At 62.5% G+C, this 19,002-nt stretch carries 17 protein-coding genes; 12 read left to right on the forward strand and 5 right to left on the reverse strand.

The window, feature by feature from the left end; all coding sequences use genetic code 11:
• Nucleotide 1 precedes the first annotated feature (1 nt).
• Together ACR0EF_RS10470 and ACR0EF_RS10475 are read left to right on the forward strand one after the other, a co-directional pair.
• Nucleotides 2–271 carry a YciI family protein gene (locus ACR0EF_RS10470; protein ID WP_005979743.1) on the forward strand — a complete coding sequence of 90 codons (270 nt, stop codon included), beginning with the start codon at nucleotides 2–4 and terminating at the stop codon, nucleotides 269–271.
• On the forward strand, nucleotides 271–693 hold the full coding sequence (locus ACR0EF_RS10475) for an EVE domain-containing protein (protein ID WP_170373135.1): 423 nt from the start codon (nucleotides 271–273) through the stop codon (nucleotides 691–693). Before ACR0EF_RS10470 ends, ACR0EF_RS10475 begins: the two co-directional genes overlap by 1 nt.
• 215 nt (nucleotides 694–908) lie before the next feature.
• On the opposite strand, the gene ACR0EF_RS10480 is transcribed toward ACR0EF_RS10475, so the two are convergent.
• The gene (locus tag ACR0EF_RS10480; RefSeq protein ID WP_170370412.1) at nucleotides 909–1,250 is read right to left on the reverse strand and encodes a DUF2853 family protein; all 342 of its coding nucleotides are present in this window, start codon (nucleotides 1,248–1,250) and stop codon (nucleotides 909–911) included.
• A 188-nt stretch (nucleotides 1,251–1,438) separates the two neighbouring features.
• Here ACR0EF_RS10480 and ACR0EF_RS10485 point away from each other — a divergent pair, with 188 nt between their 5' ends.
• Nucleotides 1,439–2,086, forward strand: coding sequence for a DUF899 family protein (locus ACR0EF_RS10485; RefSeq protein ID WP_170370411.1), 648 nt, complete (start codon nucleotides 1,439–1,441; stop codon nucleotides 2,084–2,086).
• A gap of 54 nt (nucleotides 2,087–2,140) precedes the next feature.
• On the opposite strand, the gene ahcY is transcribed toward ACR0EF_RS10485, so the two are convergent.
• Together ahcY and ACR0EF_RS10495 are read right to left on the reverse strand one after the other, a co-directional pair.
• Nucleotides 2,141–3,529 carry an adenosylhomocysteinase gene (gene ahcY, locus ACR0EF_RS10490; protein WP_170340635.1) on the reverse strand — a complete coding sequence of 463 codons (1,389 nt, stop codon included), beginning with the start codon at nucleotides 3,527–3,529 and terminating at the stop codon, nucleotides 2,141–2,143.
• Between the two features lie 99 nt (nucleotides 3,530–3,628).
• Entirely contained in the window at nucleotides 3,629–3,943 is a 315-nt protein-coding gene (locus tag ACR0EF_RS10495; RefSeq protein ID WP_170340637.1) for a hypothetical protein, read from the reverse strand.
• A 204-nt stretch (nucleotides 3,944–4,147) separates the two neighbouring features.
• Between ACR0EF_RS10495 and ACR0EF_RS10500 the strand changes: the two genes are divergently transcribed.
• Nucleotides 4,148–4,741 (forward strand): HD domain-containing protein, encoded by a 594-nt coding sequence (locus tag ACR0EF_RS10500; RefSeq protein WP_170373136.1) that lies wholly within the window; start codon nucleotides 4,148–4,150, stop codon nucleotides 4,739–4,741.
• A gap of 294 nt (nucleotides 4,742–5,035) precedes the next feature.
• Nucleotides 5,036–6,109, forward strand: a complete 1,074-nt coding sequence (locus ACR0EF_RS10505; RefSeq protein ID WP_217354744.1) for an alpha/beta hydrolase — start codon at nucleotides 5,036–5,038, stop codon at nucleotides 6,107–6,109.
• Between the two features lie 50 nt (nucleotides 6,110–6,159).
• Here the strand turns inward: ACR0EF_RS10505 and ACR0EF_RS10510 are convergent, their stop codons facing one another.
• Nucleotides 6,160–6,714 carry an ActR/PrrA/RegA family redox response regulator transcription factor gene (locus ACR0EF_RS10510; RefSeq protein WP_170368977.1) on the reverse strand — a complete coding sequence of 185 codons (555 nt, stop codon included), beginning with the start codon at nucleotides 6,712–6,714 and terminating at the stop codon, nucleotides 6,160–6,162.
• Between the two features lie 80 nt (nucleotides 6,715–6,794).
• Nucleotides 6,795–7,421: an SCO family protein gene (locus ACR0EF_RS10515; protein ID WP_170340640.1), complete on the reverse strand. Its 627-nt coding sequence runs from the start codon at nucleotides 7,419–7,421 to the stop codon at nucleotides 6,795–6,797.
• A 90-nt stretch (nucleotides 7,422–7,511) separates the two neighbouring features.
• Between ACR0EF_RS10515 and regB the strand changes: the two genes are divergently transcribed.
• From regB to addA, 7 genes are all read left to right on the forward strand, one after another.
• A complete protein-coding gene (gene regB, locus ACR0EF_RS10520) occupies nucleotides 7,512–8,909 on the forward strand; it encodes a sensor histidine kinase RegB (RefSeq protein WP_093963869.1) in 1,398 nt (465 codons plus the stop codon).
• Between the two features lie 66 nt (nucleotides 8,910–8,975).
• On the forward strand, nucleotides 8,976–10,484 hold the full coding sequence (locus ACR0EF_RS10525) for a PAS-domain containing protein (protein ID WP_170373137.1): 1,509 nt from the start codon (nucleotides 8,976–8,978) through the stop codon (nucleotides 10,482–10,484).
• Between the two features lie 41 nt (nucleotides 10,485–10,525).
• Entirely contained in the window at nucleotides 10,526–10,996 is a 471-nt protein-coding gene (gene tsaE / locus ACR0EF_RS10530; protein WP_170361068.1) for a tRNA (adenosine(37)-N6)-threonylcarbamoyltransferase complex ATPase subunit type 1 TsaE, read from the forward strand.
• Nucleotides 10,993–11,997 carry an aminoglycoside phosphotransferase family protein gene (locus ACR0EF_RS10535; protein ID WP_170373138.1) on the forward strand — a complete coding sequence of 335 codons (1,005 nt, stop codon included), beginning with the start codon at nucleotides 10,993–10,995 and terminating at the stop codon, nucleotides 11,995–11,997. The genes tsaE and ACR0EF_RS10535 overlap by 4 nt, the downstream gene beginning before the upstream one ends.
• A complete protein-coding gene (locus ACR0EF_RS10540; protein WP_170370405.1) occupies nucleotides 11,994–12,680 on the forward strand; it encodes a nucleotidyltransferase family protein in 687 nt (228 codons plus the stop codon). Before ACR0EF_RS10535 ends, ACR0EF_RS10540 begins: the two co-directional genes overlap by 4 nt.
• Nucleotides 12,673–15,600 (forward strand): double-strand break repair protein AddB, encoded by a 2,928-nt coding sequence (gene addB / locus ACR0EF_RS10545; RefSeq protein ID WP_170373139.1) that lies wholly within the window; start codon nucleotides 12,673–12,675, stop codon nucleotides 15,598–15,600. Before ACR0EF_RS10540 ends, addB begins: the two co-directional genes overlap by 8 nt.
• Nucleotides 15,597–18,956 carry a double-strand break repair helicase AddA gene (gene addA, locus ACR0EF_RS10550; RefSeq protein ID WP_170373140.1) on the forward strand — a complete coding sequence of 1,120 codons (3,360 nt, stop codon included), beginning with the start codon at nucleotides 15,597–15,599 and terminating at the stop codon, nucleotides 18,954–18,956. Before addB ends, addA begins: the two co-directional genes overlap by 4 nt.
• Nucleotides 18,957–19,002: the final 46 nt, after the last annotated feature.

A 19,002-nucleotide genomic window follows, 5' to 3' on the forward strand; every position in this document is an offset into this window, starting at 1 on the left:
CATGCTTATCGCCCTGATCGCCCGCGACAAGGACGGCGCCCTGCAGACCCGGCTGGACAACCGCGCCGCGCACCTGGCCTATATCGAAGAAACCGGCGTGGTCGCGCAGGCCGGACCGTTGCTAGACGGCGATGCCATGATCGGATCGCTGGTCATCCTGGATGTCGAGGATCTGTCCGCCGCACAGGCCTGGGCCGATAACGATCCCTACGCCAAGGCCGGTTTGTTCAAATCGGTCGAACTGATCCCGTGGAAGAAGGTCATCGGCTGATGGCGTATTGGCTGTTCAAATCCGAACCCTCGACCTGGAGCTGGGACCAGCAGGTCGCCAAGGGCGACGCGGGCGAGGAATGGGACGGGGTGCGCAACTATCAGGCCCGCAATTTCATGCGGCAGATGAAGCTGGGCGACCGGGGGTTTTTCTATCATTCGCAGAAGGACAAGGCGATCGTCGGCATCGTCGAGGTCTGCGCCGAGGCCCACCCCGACAGCACCACCGACGACGACCGGTGGGACTGCGTGGACATCAAGGCGGTACGCCCCTTCGTCAAACCGGTCACGCTGGACCAGATCAAGGCCGATCAGAGGCTGGCCGACATGGTGCTGGTGAAAAACTCGCGCCTGTCGGTGCAGCCCGTTTCGGATGCCGAATGGGCGGTGATCTGCGAACTGGGCCAGACCGAACCGGATTAAAAAAGGGAAGGCCCTGACGATGCAGAACCTTCCCTACCCCGCGTGCTCCCTACTCACCACACGCAAAGAAATCTCTGGTTCTGACCGTCCTGGTCACGAGGCGAATGTAGCCCAAGGCACGGCGGTTTTTCAAACATGAAATCAATAGATTATGATTCAAATGCAAAACGCCCGCCGAACCAGTCGGGCGGGCGTTTCTGAATGTCGCGGCGGGATCAGCCGTAGACCGACTCTTTGCCGAAATGCTTGGTCAGTATGTAATAGACCACCGCGCGGTATTTGTTGCGCTCGGACATGCCATAGGTCTCCATGACTTTGTTGATCGCGGCCATCAGCTCGGGGCCATCCGACAGGCCCAGTTTCTTGATCAGGAAGTTGTTCTTGACCGTTTCCAGCTCACCTTCCTGGCTGGCGGCCACGGTTGCGGCATCCGCGTCATAGATGGCCGGGCCGCACCCAATGGTAACCTTGGTCAGCAGGTCCATGTCCGGCGTCATACCGCATTTGTTCTTCAGATCATCCGCGTATTTGGCGATCAACTCGTCACGTTTTCCCATTGTCCTCTCCTGTGTGGGTTGGGTTCCGGCCTTTGCGGCGCTGGCTGAACGGTAACGGCTGACAGCTTTTCAACAAAGGGAAAAATCCGACGGTTTCCCCCCAAGGCAGGGATACGCGCACCCGCGGGTTGATCATTGTTTCACTTTTATTTAACATTTTAGTTAATCATTGAGTCGAGGAGACTGCCATGACCATCGCCCTACCGAACGAAAGCGCCGAGTACCGAACCGCCCGAAATGCCCTGTTGGCCGCCGAAGCCGATCTGCGTGCGCGGGTCGAGGAAGTGGCCGCGCTGCGCCGGACCTTGCCCAAGGGCGGCCAAATCCCGCAGGATTACGCCTTTCGGGATCTCGAGGGCAAAATTGCCCCGATTTCAAGCCTGTTCGGTGATCATGACACTCTGGTCGTGTATTCGCTGATGTTTGGCCCCAAGGCGCAGGACCCCTGCCCCATGTGCTCGGCCTTTCTGGACGGGCTGACCGGGCAGGTCGCACATCTGACCCGAAAAACCGCCTTTGCGGTCGTGGCGCAGAATACACCGGATGCCCTGGCTGCGCTGAACCAGCGCATGGGCTGGCAGGGTCTGCCGCTCTATTCCGCGTTGGATACAACGTACCAGCAAGACTATCTGGCCGAGACCGAGGACGGAAACCAGTTGCCGATTCTGAACGTGTTTCAACGCGATGCGCAGGGAATCCACCATTTCTGGAGCTCCGAGCTGTTCTTTCAGCCCAGCGACTGGCATCCACGCCATGTCGATGCTGCCTGGCCCCTGTGGAACATTCTGGACCTGACGCCGCAGGGCCGCGGCGATTTCGTGCCGCCGCTCCGCTGAGCGCAACAAAAAAGGCGGCCCAGATGGCCGCCTTCTCCGCTTATTTCTGACAGATCAATACCGGTAATGCTCGGGCTTGAACGGACCTTCGGGCGTAACGCCGATGTAGTCCGCCTGTTCCTTGTCCAGCTTGGTCAGCTTGACGCCGATCCGGTCCAGATGCAGGCGTGCAACTTTCTCGTCCAGGTGCTTGGGCAAGATATAGACCTTGTTCTCGTACTGGTCGCCTTTGGTGAACAGTTCGATCTGGGCCAGAACCTGATTGGTGAACGAAGCCGACATCACGAAGGACGGATGCCCGGTGGCATTGCCCAAGTTCAGCAGACGGCCTTCGGACAGCAGGATGATGCGGTTGCCCGAGGGCATCTCGATCATGTCCACCTGGTCCTTGATGTTGGTCCATTTGTGGTTTTTCAGGCTGGCCACCTGAATCTCGTTGTCGAAATGGCCAATATTGCCGACAATGGCCATGTCCTTCATCTCGCGCATGTGCTCGATGCGGATCACGTCCTTGTTGCCGGTGGTGGTGATGAAGATGTCGGCGGTCGAAACCACGTCTTCCAGCAGAACCACCTCGAACCCGTCCATGGCGGCCTGCAGGGCGCAGATCGGATCAACCTCGGTCACCTTCACGCGGGCGCCCGCGCCGCGCAGGGACGCGGCCGAGCCTTTGCCCACGTCGCCATAGCCACAGACCACGGCAACCTTGCCGGCCATCATCGTGTCGGTGGCGCGGCGGATACCGTCGACCAGCGATTCCTTGCAGCCGTACTTGTTGTCGAACTTCGACTTGGTGACGCTGTCATTCACGTTGATCGCCGGGAACGGCAGGTGGCCGTCCTTGACCAGCTGATACAGGCGGTTGACGCCGGTGGTGGTTTCCTCGGACACGCCCTTGATCTGATCGCGTACCTTGGTGAACCAGCCCGGGCTGGCGGCCATCCGCTTCTTGATCTGCGCCTTGATGACTTCTTCCTCTTCCGAGGACGGGACGGGGATGATGTCCTCGCCCGCCTCGGCGCGCGCGCCCAGCAGGATGTACAACGTGGCGTCGCCGCCATCATCCAGGATCATATTCGGGCCGTCTTCGAACAGGAAAGACTTGTCGAGATAGTCCCAATGCTCTTCCAGAGTCTGTCCCTTGATGGCAAAGACCGGAATGCCCGCCTCGGCGATGGCCGCCGCCGCGTGGTCCTGGGTCGAGAAGATGTTGCACGACGCCCAGCGCACATCCGCGCCCAGCGCGACCAGCGTTTCGATCAGAACGGCGGTCTGGATCGTCATGTGCAACGACCCGACGATGCGCGCCCCTTTCAGCGGCTTGCTGTCGCCGTATTCCGCACGCAGAGCCATCAGGCCCGGCATTTCGGTTTCCGCGATATCCAGTTCCTTGCGGCCGAACCCGGCCAGTGAAATGTCTTTGACGATGTAGTCGCCAGCCATCAGATGCTCCATTCCGATCAACAACGGTTTGGGCAGCCCCTAACACCGTTGGGGAAAAGTGGCAATGTGGGTGGCAGTGGACCGCGAGCGGCGCTCAGTTCAACTGGGCGTCCCCTCGGCTTGGATCTTTGGGATCGCTTCAAAGAAATCGGTGCCGGCGGCGACAATGCAGCTGATGCCGTTGGCGTGGGTCACCAGAACGGTATAGGTCCCGCTTTCGCGTGAGGCCCATACCTCCATGACCGTTTGTCCGCCTCGCGAGTTCTGCAAGCCGCCAAAGGCAAGCTCCTCTGAATAGGTCTGCTGGAGTTTGGCGATCACATCTCCGCGCAAGGCGCAGTTCTGTGCCAATGCAGGCGGCGCGGCCGCAGCCATTCCAAAGACAAGTGCCAGTCCGAATACACGCTTGAACATGACAGGCTCCTTTCGGTTGGGTTTCAATCCGAGAGGGGCACACTGGGAGGAGCGCGTGCCCCCCTCAGTCTTCATGTCGTGATCACAAGGTGCCGGTTCAAAGCACGATTGCTCAAGAAATTGTTGGCAGCCAGTGATCAGGATGGCTTAAGCATAGCATAAAACCGGGTCTCGGGCACGGTGGACAAGATGGGGCATGGCAGAATGGCAACACAACCCAGGGCATGGCAACGGATGCTGTCGGGCCGCAGGCTGGACCTGCTGGACCCGACACCGGTGGATATCGAGATCGAGGATATCGCCCATGGTCTGGCTTTCGTGGCGCGCTGGAACGGCCAGACGGCGGGTGATTTCGCCTATTCCGTGGCCGAGCATTCCCTGCTGGTCGAAGAGCTGTTCGGCCGGATCGCCCCCAAGGCGCCGGTGAAATGGCGGCTGGCGGCGCTGCTGCACGATGCGCCGGAATATGTGATCGGCGACATGATCTCGCCGGTGAAGGCCGCGGTCGGCCCGGGTTACGGCGCGCTGGACGACCGGCTGGCGGCGGCAATCCACATCCGCTTCGGCCTGCCCGCCGCGGTGCCGAAAACGGTGAAACGTCAGATCAAGAAAGCCGACAAAATCAGCGCGTGGATGGAGGCCACCCAGATCGCGGGGTTTTCCGAGGCCGAGGCGACCAGGTTCTTCGGCCGACCGGACGCGGCGGTGATGGAGGGGTTGCAGATCACCCTCAGGCCACCAGTTGAGGTGCGGCAGGCATATACGGCGCGGCATGCGGAGCTGTTGGCGGAGCTATGAAACTCGACTGGTAACGGAATCTTGCTTGCCCCCAGCCGCATATTTGCCTTTGCGGCGCCCACGCAGCCCGTTTGTCTAAACTCCGAAGAACGGCCTCATTTACTCGATATCGTACCGCAGAGAAGACACTGCTTGAGCCAAAAAGAGCGGCTCCAGCGTTCGTCTGTTGACAGAAGAACGGCACCGTCAGTCTAATGAGGCGCAACCGAGCCGAGTGATCGTCGTTGTATGAAACGCCTCAGAATTGGAACTTCGGATCTACCGCGCGCATTCCGGCTTCTGTGTTTATCCACAATGATGTTGCTGGGAGCGGCTTCATGCGGCCGCCCGCCGGAATTGGTAGGGATCGATAATCCAAGACTTCCTGCATCTGAGGTAGAAGAGGCCAAGCGCCAAACAGTCTTCATTGCCACGACGCGTCAAGCGTCCGGAGCAGAAGGGGTCTTCTTTTCCGGTGACCGCGGTGAGGGTTTGGGCTTGGCTTCAGTAGTCGTCACCATCCCGCCAATTCACAAAGCAGGAAAAATTGAAAGAGCCAGCTCTCTGCCACCTATTGCCTCAAAGCACTTCACCATAGTTGAACCAAAAGTCTATGCTTCGGAAGCCGCCTTTGTTTCTGAAATTGACAATCAACTCCTGAACCTCAGCGTTTCCGACAGAAACGTTCTGGTCTTTGTGCACGGCTACAACACGACCCTGAGCGATGCCATCCTTAGATTGGCACAGTTTGTCGAGGATACCGAGTATGACGGGATCCCCGTATTGATGTCATGGGCGTCTGCTGCAGAGACTCTGAAATACGTCTACGATATCAACAGCGCCCTCGCTGCCAGATCAGACTTTTTGAAAGCCGGTGAGATCATTTCGCGATCACAGGCTCAACAGTTTGACATACTCGCATTTTCCATGGGAGCGTTCCTTACGATGGAAGCCATCTCGCAAGCCGAAATTGCTGGCGAGTTCAATCCCAACAAGAAAATTCGAAACATAATTCTGGCGGCACCCGATATCGATTTGGCGGTATTCGAAAGCCAGCTCTCAACTATCACCCACGACAATCAGAAAATCTTTGTGCTCGTATCCTCGGACGACGGAGCCTTGAGTTTTTCGAAGTTCATTTCTGGCGGAGTCGACCGTGTTGGCGCTGCCGATGCCGCCGAACTCGCAAGGTCAGGAGTCACCGTTATTGATCTCAGCCAAGTCCAGGACTCTCAAAGCACAAGTCACTCGAAATTTGCTTCGTCCCCTGAGGTTGTTCGAATTGCTGGTGAAGCAATCCGCACAAGCAGACGGACCGGCAGGCGTTCCACAACAGAACTTCAGGACCTTATTGGCGAAGGTTCAGTGGAAGTTGTAGGCGAACCTTAATTTCTTGATTTCCCAAGCCTGTTGCCAGAACAGTGCCGATCGACAAAACGCTACCGCGGGCTGCGTTTCGCCAGAATCCGCTGCAAGGTCCGGCGGTGCATGTTCAGGCGACGCGCTGTTTCCGAGACGTTTCGGTCGCACAGCTCATAGACCCGCTGGATATGCTCCCAACGCACGCGATCGGCGCTCATGGGGTTTTCTGGCGGCGGGGGCAGTTCGTCGCCCTTGGCCAGCAGCGCGTTGGTGATGTCGGTGGCGTCGGCGGGTTTCGACAGATAGTCGGTCGCGCCGATTTTCACCGCCGCCACGGCAGTCGCAATTGCACCGTATCCGGTCAGAACCACCACCCGGCTGTCGGGGCGCTTTTCCCGCAGCACCTCGACCACGTCCAGCCCGTTGCCGTCCTCGAGCCGCAGGTCCACCACGGCAAAGGCAGGCGGGCGGGCGGTGGCGATCGCGCGTCCGGCGGCGACGGAACCGGCGGTTTCCACCTCGAACCCGCGCTTTTCCATCGCTCTGGCGAGACGTCTCAGAAACGGCTCGTCATCATCCACCAGAAGCAGGGATTTGTCGGGGCCGATGTCAAGCTGAGCAATGTCTGCCATGGTGTGGTCTTTCTGCTATTTCATGCCGATAGGCTTTGAGATGAGTAATAGCAGCGCCACACCAAAGGTCAAACCGACGGTTACTCTGCCGCCTGGTCCACAAAACAGGCAACAGTGTCGGCCATCTGCTCGGCCGTCGCGTCGCGTTTGAAAAACTCAAGGAACCCGTCCTGCGGCGTAACGAGGTAGGTAAATGTCGAATGGTCGACGAGGTAGTACTCGTCGCTCTTGTCCTGGGCCTTGTAATAGGTCTTGTAGGCCTGGCTCGCGGCCTTGACCTGTTCCGGCGTACCGGTTAGGCCAATCATCTTTTCATGCAGGTTGTAGGCAAAATCCCCCACGACGTCGGGGGTGTCCCGATCCGGGTCTACCGAGATGAAGATCGGAGTGACCGAATAACCGCGCTCGGTCAGCAGGTCGACGGCCTCGGCATTGCGGGTGGTGTCCAGCGGACAGACATCGGGGCAGAAGGTGTAACCGAAATAGATCAGCGAGGGCTCGGTGATCACGTCCTTGTCGGTCACGGTTTCACCCTTGGAGTTGATCAACTCGAACGGGCCGCCGATGGTTGCAGTGCCGCCTGCAATCTGGCTGGACCGGCACTGGGCAAACTTGTCGTCCGAACCGCCGCCGCGCGTCATCAGCCACATGGCGCCCAGGCCCACGGCCAGCACGACGGTTGCAAGAATGGCATAAAGGCGGGTCATGGCGAAATTCCTGACACATGGGGTTGTTGATCGGTTCGGCCGGGACACCTATCAAGTTGACCAGCGGACGCAACAGGACATAATCGCCCGATGACGGATTCCAACACCAGCCTCTGGCGCGGACAGGAACGCAGCAGCTGGATCCGGCTGCGCACGCTGATCCTGCTGCGGTGGGTTGCAATCATCGGCCAGATCACGGCCATCACCGTTGCCCAGCAGACCTATCACGTCCAGCTGGAGCTTGGGCTGTGCTACCTTGCCATCGGTGTTTCGGTCATGGGCAACCTGACCGCCATCCTGCTGTTCCCGCAGAACAAGCGCCTGTCGGAATTCGAAAACTTCCTCATGGTGATGTTCGACCTGCTGCAGCTGGCTTTCCTGCTGTATCTCACAGGCGGTCTGAACAACCCGTTTGCCCTGCTTTTGCTGGGCCCCGTGACGATTGCGGCCAACGTCATGAGCACCCGGTCGACCCTGATCATCGGGGGCGCCGCAATCGTGCTGGCGACGCTTCTGGCCCAGTTTCACCTGCCGCTGCGCACCGATCTCGGCCTTGTTCTGGACATCCCCGACATCCTGCTGTTCGGCAACTGGGCCGCCATCGTGATCGCTATCGTATTCATCGGAGCTTATTCACACCGCATCAGCGCCGAGGTTCAGTCGATGTCCGAGGCGCTGGCCGCCACCCATATGGCCCTGGCGCGCGAGCAGAAGCTGACCGACCTAGGCGGCGTTGTCGCCGCCGCAGCGCACGAGTTGGGGACGCCACTGGCCACCATCAAGCTGACCAGCTCGGAACTGATCGAAGAGTTGGACGACCGCCCCGACCTGAAGGAAGACGCCGCCCTGATCCGCGAACAGGCCGACCGGTGCCGCGACATACTGCGCGACATGGGTCGGGCCGGCAAAGATGACCTGCACCTGCGCCAGGCACCTTTGTCCGCCGTGATCCACGAGGCCGCCGAGCCCCACATACACAGGGGCAAACAGGTACATTTTGACGAAGGCCCCGGGCCCGACGGGGATGTCCAGCAGCCCTCGATCCTGCGCAAGCCCGAGATCATTCATGGCCTGCGAAACCTGATCCAGAACGCCGTGGACTTTGCCCGCGCACAAGTCTGGGTCGAGGCCGAATGGACGCCGGACCGGATCACCGTCAGCATTATGGATGACGGGCGTGGTTATCCGTCACACATCATCGGCCGTATCGGTGACCCGTTCATGCGCCGCAGACGCGCCGAAAGCGATCTGCGCACACGCCCCGAATACGAGGGTATGGGGTTGGGCCTATTCATCGCAAAAACGCTCTTGGAGCGCAGCGGCGCCGAACTGAAATTTGCAAATGGGTCAGACCCTTACCAGGCGGTGACGGACCAGGCCGAGCGACGCGGCGCGATCGTGCTGGTGACATGGCCGCGCAAGCTGATCGATGCGCAGACAGGCGACAACCCGGTGCCGTCGGGCGTGAACGAACGGTTCCAGGTCTGAGTTAAGACACCGTTAACTATTTAAGCGCAAAGTCGGGTCCGGTTTGTTTTTGGGGTAGGCGGCACTGTGGCCGACTGGATCATACTTGCGGCGATCAGCCTGGTTTCGTCGGGCTTTGCCCTGCAGTGGCTCATGCCGCGCCGTCCGCGACGCGGTGACAATTTTGGTTTGTCTGCGCCGGCTTCGTTGTTGGATGCGGTGTTTCTGTTCAACGGAAGCCGCCTGATCAGCCATTCCGACATCGCCTTGTCCGGGTTCGAGGCGGTGAATGACTGGGATGATCTCAGGCGCCTGCTGCAGCGCGACTTTCCGGCCTTCCCCGAGACTTACGAAACCGTCCGCCAGCAAGGCAATATCGTGGTTTCGGCCATAGATTGTACGGTCGAGCGCGAGGTTCGGTGTGAATGGATCGACGGCATCGTCCGGGTGCAGTTGCGTGATCTGACCGGCATCACCGAACCGACAAGGAGGGATCCGAACGATCCGATCCGCCTCGCCATGGATCGCGCGCCCTACCCCGTGTGGCTTCTGGATCATGCCAACAAGGTTAGATGGTGCAACGCCGCCTATGTCGCGCTGGCCCGCAAGGCGCGCGGGCAGGACACGGATCTGACCCAACCCATGTTCCCTGAACTGACCGAAGACGCGCGGCCCGGCAAGAAGACCCGCGTGTCAATTCCGGTGAAGGACAGCAGCAGCAAGCTGTGGTTTGATCTGACGCGTGTGGCGCTGGACGAAGGTCACCTGCATTACGCGGTCGACGTAAACGCCATTGTCGAGGCCGAGACCGCCCAGCGCAAATTCGTCCAGACGATGACGAAAACCTTCGCGCAACTGTCGATCGGCCTGGCAATCTTTGATCGAAACCGCCAGTTGGCGCTGTTCAACCCCGCCTTGATCGACCTGACCGCATTGCCGCCCGACTTCCTGAGTTGCCGGCCGAATATCTCAAGCTTCTTTGACCGCCTTCGGGATCAGCACATGATGCCCGAACCCAAGAATTACCGCAGTTGGCGCCGGCAGATGAACGATCTTCTGGAAGCGGCCGAGGACGGAAACTATCAGGAAACCTGGTCACTGCCGTCGGGCTCAGTCTATTCGGTCAGCGGTCGCCCCCATCCCGACGGCGCCGTCGCCTTCCTGTTCGAGGACATTACGGCCGAGATCACCCTGACCCGCCGGTTCCGGTCCGAGATGGACCTTATGCAGTCAATCCTCGACAAGCTTGCGGACGCCGTCGCCGTTTTTGCCGATGACGGGACACTGGCTTTCACCAACTACGCCTACCAGCTGCTGTGGGGAGACTCGGACGAGGTCGGCTTTGAACCAGCCACGGTTCTGGACGTCACGCGCCAGTGGCAGTCGCAATGCCAGGCCAATCCAATTCTGGGTGACATTCGGGACTTCGTCGAAATGCGCAACAACCGGGCCGAGTGGAGCTCTGATCTGTACAAGCGCGACGGCACCCGGCTCTTGTGTACGGTCAGCCCTATCCAGAATGGCGCAACCATCGTCCGGTTCACGATCGAACACGCGCGTGGAGAAACGCCGGATATGTTGCAGATCACCGCCTGAACCGGGTTGCAGAGGGTTCGGCCCCCGTTCATTGTGGCGCCATGAATTCGCCCGCTTCGATCACTCTGACATCACCGGAAGAAACCGCCGATCTGGCCAGCCGCCTGTCCGCCCATTTGGCGCCCGGCGACGTTATTTTGCTGGACGGCCCAATCGGCAGTGGCAAAACCCATTTTGCACGCAATCTGATCCAATCGGCACTGCCTGTGCCCGAAGATGTGCCATCGCCCACATTCACGCTGGTTCAGGTTTACGATGGTGAAGCCGGCGAAATCTGGCACTCCGATCTGTACCGGCTTACCTCGGTGGATGAGATCGAGGAATTGGGCCTGACCGGGGCCTTTGATACGGCGATCTGCCTTGTGGAATGGCCTGACAAGCTGGGTCCGCTACAACCGGCCTCGGCCCTGTTGGTGCAGTTTCATGCCGACCCCGCTGCCGAAGAAACCCGACACCTGACCCTGACGTGGTCCGACCCCAAGTGGACCGAAAAACTGAAGAGGATCGCATGACCAACCGCGCAGTTCTGGCCGAGGCGCTGGTCGCACGGACCCCTTGGGCCAAAGCCTCTCGCGCGCCGCTGGCTGGAGACGCCTCGAACCGCCGGTATGAACGCCTGACCGACCCGGATACCGGGCGGACCGCCGTTTTGATGGACGCGCCCCCGGACAAGGGGGAAGACGTGGAACCGTTTGTCAGGGTGGCGGAATACCTGCGGTCCGTCGGTCTGAGCGCGCCCGAGATTCTTGCCGAGGACGCCGAGAACGGGTTCCTCCTGCTGGAGGATTTCGGCGACGACCTGTTTGCCCGCCTGATCGAGAAGCAGCCGGAGGTCGAGCGTGAATTGTACGAGGCCGCAACCGACGTGCTGATCCATCTGCACTCTGGGCCCCTGCCCTCATTGGACAGCTATGACCCGTCCCTCATGGCGGAATTGTCGGCTCTTGCCTTCACCAAATATGCCCAAGGGATACAAGGCGCCTATGACCAAGACGCCCATGATCGTTTTCAGCATCGGTTCGCCGACATATTGCTGCAGGAAACCTCGGGCACGCGGGTGGTGACCCTAAGGGACTACCATGCCGAGAACCTGATCTGGCTGCCTGAGCGCGACGGGGTCCGCCGGGTCGGTCTGCTGGATTTTCAAAGCGCAATGCTGTGCCATCCCGCCTATGACCTGATGTCGTTGCTGCAGGATGTCCGCCGCACTGTGCCCGCCGCAATCGAAATGAGCATGGTCAACCGCTACATCACGGCAACAGGTGTGGATGACCACGATTTCCGCACGGCGTACAGTGCCCTCGGCGCCCAACGCAACCTGCGGATACTGGGCGGATTTGCCCGCCTTGCCACCGACTATGGCAAACCGCATTACGTGGATCTTATCCCGGCGGCTTGGGCTCATCTGATGCGCGATCTCGAGCATCCGGCGCTGGTCTCGGTCGCGGATCTGGTTCGGCAGGCGCTGCCATCCCCAACGCCCGAAAACCTTGCAAGGCTGAGGGCCGGATGACCGATACACCCGAGGCCATCATGCTGTTTGCCGCCGGTTTCGGCACCCGCATGGGCGCGTTGACCCGCACCCGACCCAAGCCGCTGATCCCAGTGGCCGGACGGCCGCTGATCGACCATGCGCTGGACCTGACGGATGCGCTAAGGCCGCGCCGGGTGGTCGCGAACCTGCATTACCTGGCTGATCAGCTGACAGATCATTTGGCGCCACGTGGTGTCCTGCTTTCACACGAACAGCCGGACATCCTGGAAACCGGCGGCGGATTGCGCGCGGCCCTGCCGCTGCTGGGTCCGGGGCCGGTTTTCACGATGAACACCGATGCGATCTGGTCCGGGCCCAACCCTTTGGAGTTGCTGAAGGCGGCTTGGGATCCGGCGCGGATGGACGCTCTGTTGATCTGCGTGCCGATCGCACAGACGATCGGACATGCAGGCCTCGGAGATTTCAGGATCGACCCCCAAGGCCGGCTTGAACGCGGGCCGGGTCACGTCTATGGCGGCATTCAGATCCTGAAGACCGACGGTCTGGCGGACATTCCGGAAAAAGCGTTCTCGCTCAATATCTTGTGGGACCGGATGCACCGCGATGGCCGGCTGTACGGTCTGCAGTATCCCGGGCGCTGGTGCGATGTGGGCCGGCCCGAAGGCATCGCCCTGGCCGAGGAGATCGTGGCCGATGTTTGACCCCAGCGCCACCCCCCGGGTCTTTGCGGTGCCGCCCGGTGCGGATTTTCCGCAGGCACTGGTGCGTGGGCTGCGGGCGCGCTGCGACGGCCACCCGCCCGAGGCACTGGCCCGCGTGCAACTGGTGCTGAACACCCGCCGCATGGCCCGCCGCGTGCGCGAGCTGTTCGATCAGGGTCCGCCCTGCCTCTTGCCCCGCATTTCGCTGGTCACCGATCTGGGCGAAAGCGTCGATCTTGATCGTGTACCGCCCGCCGTACCGCCCTTGCGTCGCCGGCTGGAACTGACGCAGCTGGTGGCGCGACTGCTGGACCAGCAACCGGACCTGGCCGCGCGGTCGTCGCTGTTTGACCTTTCCGACAGCCTCGCTGCCCTGATCGAAGAGATGCAGGGCGAAGGCGTCCCGCCCGAGGCGATCCGGCAACTGGACGTGACTGACCTGTCGGGCCATTGGGCACGGACGCAGGCCTTCATCGGCATCGCCGACCAGTTCCTGAAGACCGAGGATGGCAGTCTGGACGTGCAGGCCCGCCAACGCCGCGTGGTCGAGAACCTGATCGCCCGCTGGCAGGACGCGCCGCCGCAACACCCCGTGATCCTGGCCGGGTCCACCGGCTCGCGCGGGACCACGCTGATGCTGATGCAGGCGGTGGCGCGGCTGCCGCAGGGGGCGCTGATCCTGCCGGGGTACGATTTCGACCAACCCGCTCATGTCTGGGAACGGTTGGATTCGGCAATGACCTCGGAGGATCACCCGCAATACCGGTTCCGCAAGCTGATGACCGAACTGGGGATAGGGCCGGATCAGATCGCATCCTGGACCCCGGACCAGCCCCCCTCGCCCGCGCGCAACCGTTTGGTTTCATTGGCATTGCGCCCTGCCCCGATCACCGATGCCTGGATGAGCGAAGGCCCGCAGCTGCGCGATCTGGATGCCGCGACTCGCAACATCACCTTGGTCGAGGCGCAATCGCCGCGGGCCGAGGCGCTGGCCATCGCCCTGCGCCTGCGGCAGGCGGCCGAGACCGGCCAGACCGCCGCCCTGATCACCCCCGACCGGATGCTGACCCGCCAGGTCAGCGCCGCGCTGGACCGCTGGAACATCCTGCCCGATGACAGCGCCGGCCTGCCGCTGCAACTGTCGCCACCGGGCCGGTTCCTGCGCCATGTGGCCGGGCTGTTCGCGCGCCGTCTGGATGCCGAGGCACTGCTGACCCTGCTGAAACACCCTTTGTGTCACAGCGCCGGCGACCGCGGCGCGCATCTGTTGCACAGCCGCGATCTGGAACTGCACCTGCGCCGCAACGGCCCGCCCTTCCCCGACAGCGCCAGCCTGACAGGTTTTGCCGTCGAAAAAGACGTGCCGGATGCGTGGGCTCTGTGGCTGATCCGCAATTTCTGCAACCAGCAGATCAGCGGCACCCTGCCCCTGACCGACTGGGTGCAGCGCCTGCGCGATCTGGCCGAGGCGATTGCTAGCGCCGGAACCGACGGCGCGGGCGAGTTGTGGGACAAGAACGCAGGTCAATCGGCGCTGGCGGTGATCTCGGGACTTGCAGACGAGGCCGAGCACGGCGGCGAGATGACGGCGCTGGATTTCGCCGATCTGCTGGGCGCGCTGCTGGCCGGGCAAGAGGTCCGCGACCGCGACGCCCCCCACCCGCGGATCATGATCTGGGGCACGCTCGAAGCGCGCGTTCAGGGTGCCGACCTGCTGATCCTGGGCGGGTTGAACGAAGGCAGCTGGCCCGAGGCTCCCGCGCCAGACCCCTGGCTGAACCGCCAGATGCGCGACCGTGCCGGCCTGTTGCTGCCGGAACGGCGAATCGGCCTGTCGGCGCATGATTTCCAGCAGGCCATCGGCGCGACCGAGGTCTGGCTGACCCGCGCGGTCCGCTCGGATGATGCCGAAACCGTGCCGTCACGCTGGCTGAACCGGTTGACAAACTTGTTGCAGGGCCTGCCGGATCAGGGCGGCCGCGCGGCGCTGGAACAGATGCGCGACCGGGGCAAGACATGGCTGCGCTGGTCCGAGATGCTGGAACAGGCGCCCCGGATCGCCGCCGCACCGCGTCCTTCACCGCGCCCGCCGGTGGTCGCGCGCCCGCGCCGCCTTTCGGTGACCGAGATCAAGCGGCTGATCCGCGACCCTTATGCGATCTATGCCAAGCACGTCCTGCGCCTGAAACCGCTGGACCCGCTGGTGCAGGCGCCCGACGCCCTGCTGCGCGGCATCGTGATCCACGAAATCCTGGAACATTTCGTCAAAGACAGCGTGCTGGACAGCGCGCTGCTGACCCGCGACAACTTCCTGAAACGGGCCGAGGCGCTGCTGGATCAGCATGTCGCCTGGCCCACCGCCCGGAAACTGTGGCTGGCGCGGCTCGAGCGGATCGCCGACGACTTTCTGCGCGCCGAGATCAGCCGCCGCAGCGACGGCGGTCCGATCGCCTTCGAGGCCAAGATGCGCCTGACGCTGGAACCGCTTGGGTTCGCCCTGAATGGCCGCGCCGACCGGATCGACCGCAACAGCCGCGGCGCGCTGACCATCATCGACTACAAGACCGGCACGCCACCCTCGGAGTCGCAGCAGGCCAAGTTCGACAAGCAATTGCTGATAGAGGCCGCGATGGCCGAGCAGGGCGGGATCGAAGGATTTGACCCGATGGCCGTGGCCAGCGCCGTGTTCATCGGTATGGGCGGCACCTACAAAGAGGTCCCGGCACCCTTGGACAAAGAGCCGCCCGACAGGGTTCTGGCCGAGCTGACAGAGCTGATTTCCACCTATTTAGAGCCTGATCAAGGTTTCTCCTCGCGCCGGATGATGCACAAGGACAGCGACGTGGGCGACTATGACCACCTGGCGCGGTTCGGCGAATGGGACCGCACCGCCGAAACCAAGCCCGAGGATCTGACATGACCCCGCGCGACGAAGCGACCGAACGGCAGGTTCAGGCGGCGCGGCCCGATGCGTCGACCTGGCTGGCGGCCAATGCGGGCTCGGGCAAGACGCGGGTTCTGACCGACCGCGTGGCGCGGCTGCTCCTGGACGGTGTTCAGCCGCAGCACATCCTTTGCCTGACCTACACCAAGGCCGCCGCCAGCGAGATGCAGAACCGCCTGTTCAAACGGCTGGGCGAGTGGGCGATGCTGGACGACGCGGCGTTGCTGCGGCAACTGACCGAACTGGGCGTCGAAGGGGTGATCGACCCCGACCGCCTGGCCCGTGCCCGCACCCTGTTCGCGCGCGCGATCGAAACGCCGGGCGGTTTGAAGATCCAGACGATCCACTCGTTCTGCGCCTCGCTGCTACGGCGGTTCCCGCTCGAGGCCGGGGTCAGCCCGCAGTTTTCCGAGATGGAAGACCGTGCCGCGGCCCTGCTGCGCGAGGAAATCGTCGAGGATTTCGCCGAAGGCCCGCAGGCCCGCATGATCGAGGACGTGGCCCGCCACATCACCGATACCGGCTTTGACAAGCTGACCGCCGCGATCGCCCAGAAGCGTACCCTGTTCACGCCCGCGCTGCAATGGCCCGACCTGCTGGCCCGTTTTGGCCTGCCCGAGGGGTTCGACGAGGACGCGCTGCTGGCGCAGGTGTTTCTGGGCGGCGAGGTCGAGCTGATCCGTTCGATCCTTCCGGCGCTGGCGGGCGGCGGCAAGACCGACGCCAAGGCGGCCGAGAAACTGTCGGGCTTCACCGAACCCGCCTTGGGTCAGTTGCCGGTGCTGGAAGACGTGTTCCTGACCGGCAAATCCGCCAAAGAGCCCTTTACCGCCAAGATCAACAGCTTTCCCACCAAGGCGCTACGCGAGGGGGTTCTGGCGGGGCAGATGGATCCGCTCGAGGCATTGATGCGGCGGGTCGAAGCTGCAAGGGAAGGGCGACTGGCGCTGGCAGCCGCACGCAAATCTCTGGTGCTGCACCGCTTCGCGGCGGCATTCCTGCCGGAATATGAGCGCCGCAAGCAACTGCGCGGCTGGCTGGATTTCGACGACCTGATCCTGCGCGCGCGCCTGTTGCTGAACGATCCGGCGGTGGCCGCTTGGGTTCTGTACCGGCTGGATGGCGGCATCGACCACATCCTTGTGGACGAGGCGCAGGACACCAGCCCCGATCAATGGGATGTGGTCGAGAAACTGGCGCAGGAATTCACCAGCGGCGAAGGCGCACGATCAGGGGTCGAGCGCACGATCTTCGTGGTCGGCGACAAGAAACAGTCGATCTATTCCTTCCAGGGGGCCGACCCGCAGGCCTTTGACCGGATGCAGGCCGAGTTCGGGCGGAAACTGCAGGAATCAGGCTCTAAACTGTGGGATTGGACGCTGGAATATTCGTTCCGTTCCTCCAGCTCCATCCTGTCGCTGGTCGATATTCTGTTCGAAAACCGCGCCGAGGCAGGGTTTCAGAAAGAGTCGCAGCACCGCGCCTTCAAAGCCGATCTGCCGGGCCGGGTCGATCTGTGGCCGGTGGTGGAAAAGGTCGAGGACGCGGACGAGGGCGACTGGACCGATCCGGTCGATCGGCCCGCGGCGCAGCATCACACGGTGATCCTGGCCAACCAGATCGCCGCGCGCATCAAGGCCATGATCGACGCCGGCGAAACCATCCCCGAAGACGGACCTACGCGCAGTACATTCGTGCGCCGCAAGGTGCGGCCGGGGGATTTCCTGATCCTGGTTCAGCGCCGCTCGGACCTGTTCGCCGAGATCATCCGCGCCTGCAAGGCCCAGGGTTTGCCGATCGCAGGGGCCGACAGGCTGAAGGTGGGCGCGGAACTGGCGGTCAAGGATCTGGCCGCGCTGCTGAGCTTTCTCGCCACGCCCGAGGATGACCTGTCACTGGCCACGGTGCTGAAATCGCCGCTGTTCGGCTGGTCCGAGCAGATGCTGTTCGACCTGGCTCATCGCCGGCAGGAAAGGTACCTGTGGGCGGCGCTGCGCCAACGAGCCGGGGATTTTCCCGAAACGCTGGCGGTACTGAACGATCTGCGCGGGCAGGTGGACTTTCTGCGCCCCTATGACCTGATCGAACGGGTGCTGACCCGCCATGACGGCCGCCGCAAACTGCTGGGCCGTCTGGGTGCCGAGGCCGAGGACGGCATCAACGCGTTGCTGTCGCAGGCGCTGGCCTATGAGCGGTCGGACATTCCCAGCCTGACGGGCTTCCTGGTGTGGATGCAGACCGACGACCTTGAGATCAAGCGCCAGATGACCGGAGTGGGCGACATGATCCGGGTGATGACGGTACATGGCTCGAAAGGGTTGGAGGCGCCGATCGTCATCCTGCCGGACACCGGCAAGCGGCAGCCGCCCCGCGATACCGAGATCATGGTCGCCGACGGAACGCCGCTGTGGAAGGTGCCCGCCGACCTGTCGCCCAGCCTTGTCGCCCGCGCCCGCGAAGACGCGCGCCAACGCGAGGAGAACGAACGGCTGCGTTTGCTGTACGTCGCGCTGACCCGGGCCGAGAAATGGCTGATCGTGGCGGCGGCCGGCGATCTGGGTCGGGACGGGTCCAGCTGGTACCAGCTGGTCGAAGACGCGATGGGCTGGGCAGGGGCCACCGAGATCCCCGGCACCGGCATCCGCCGTCTGGCGCATGGTGATTGGGAGGGTCTGCCACTGGACCATCGCCCGACCCCGGAACCGGTGCAGGATACCCTGCCGGACCTGTTCCACCGGCCCGCGCCCGAGCCGACGCCCGATCCCGAGACGCTCAGCCCGTCCGATCTGGGCGGGGCCAAGGCTCTGCCGGGCGAAACCGGGCTTGAGGAAGAGGCCGCCAAGCTGCGCGGCACCCGCCTGCACCTGCTGCTCGAACATCTGGGCCAGGCGCCGCGCGACCGGTGGGATCAGCTCTGCGCCCGGCTTCTGCCCGATATGCAAGACGGTGACCGCCGCGACCTTCTGGCCGAGGCGGCGGGCGTACTGACCGCGCCGGACCTGGCCCCCGTCTTTGCACCGGCCGCGCTGGCCGAGGTGCCCGTCTCGGCCACTCTGGACGGTCGTCGGATCCACGGGGTGATCGACCGGTTGATCGTGACGGATGACGCGGTGCAAGTCATTGATTTCAAATCGAACGCCACGGTTCCTGATCGGGCCGAGACCTGCCCCGAGGGCCTGCTGCGCCAGATGGGCGCCTATGCCGCCGCGCTGTCGCAGATCTATCCCGGCCGCGAGATCTGCACCGCGATTTTGTGGACGCGGACGGCGCGCCTGATGTGGCTGCCACACGATCTTGTGACAGATGCGCTGGTGCGGGCCCAGATATCTTGACCTCCCCAATGGGCGCACCTACGTTCGACTCCCAACCGCATGTCAT

Source organism: Ruegeria sp. CG8, from assembly GCF_056537165.1.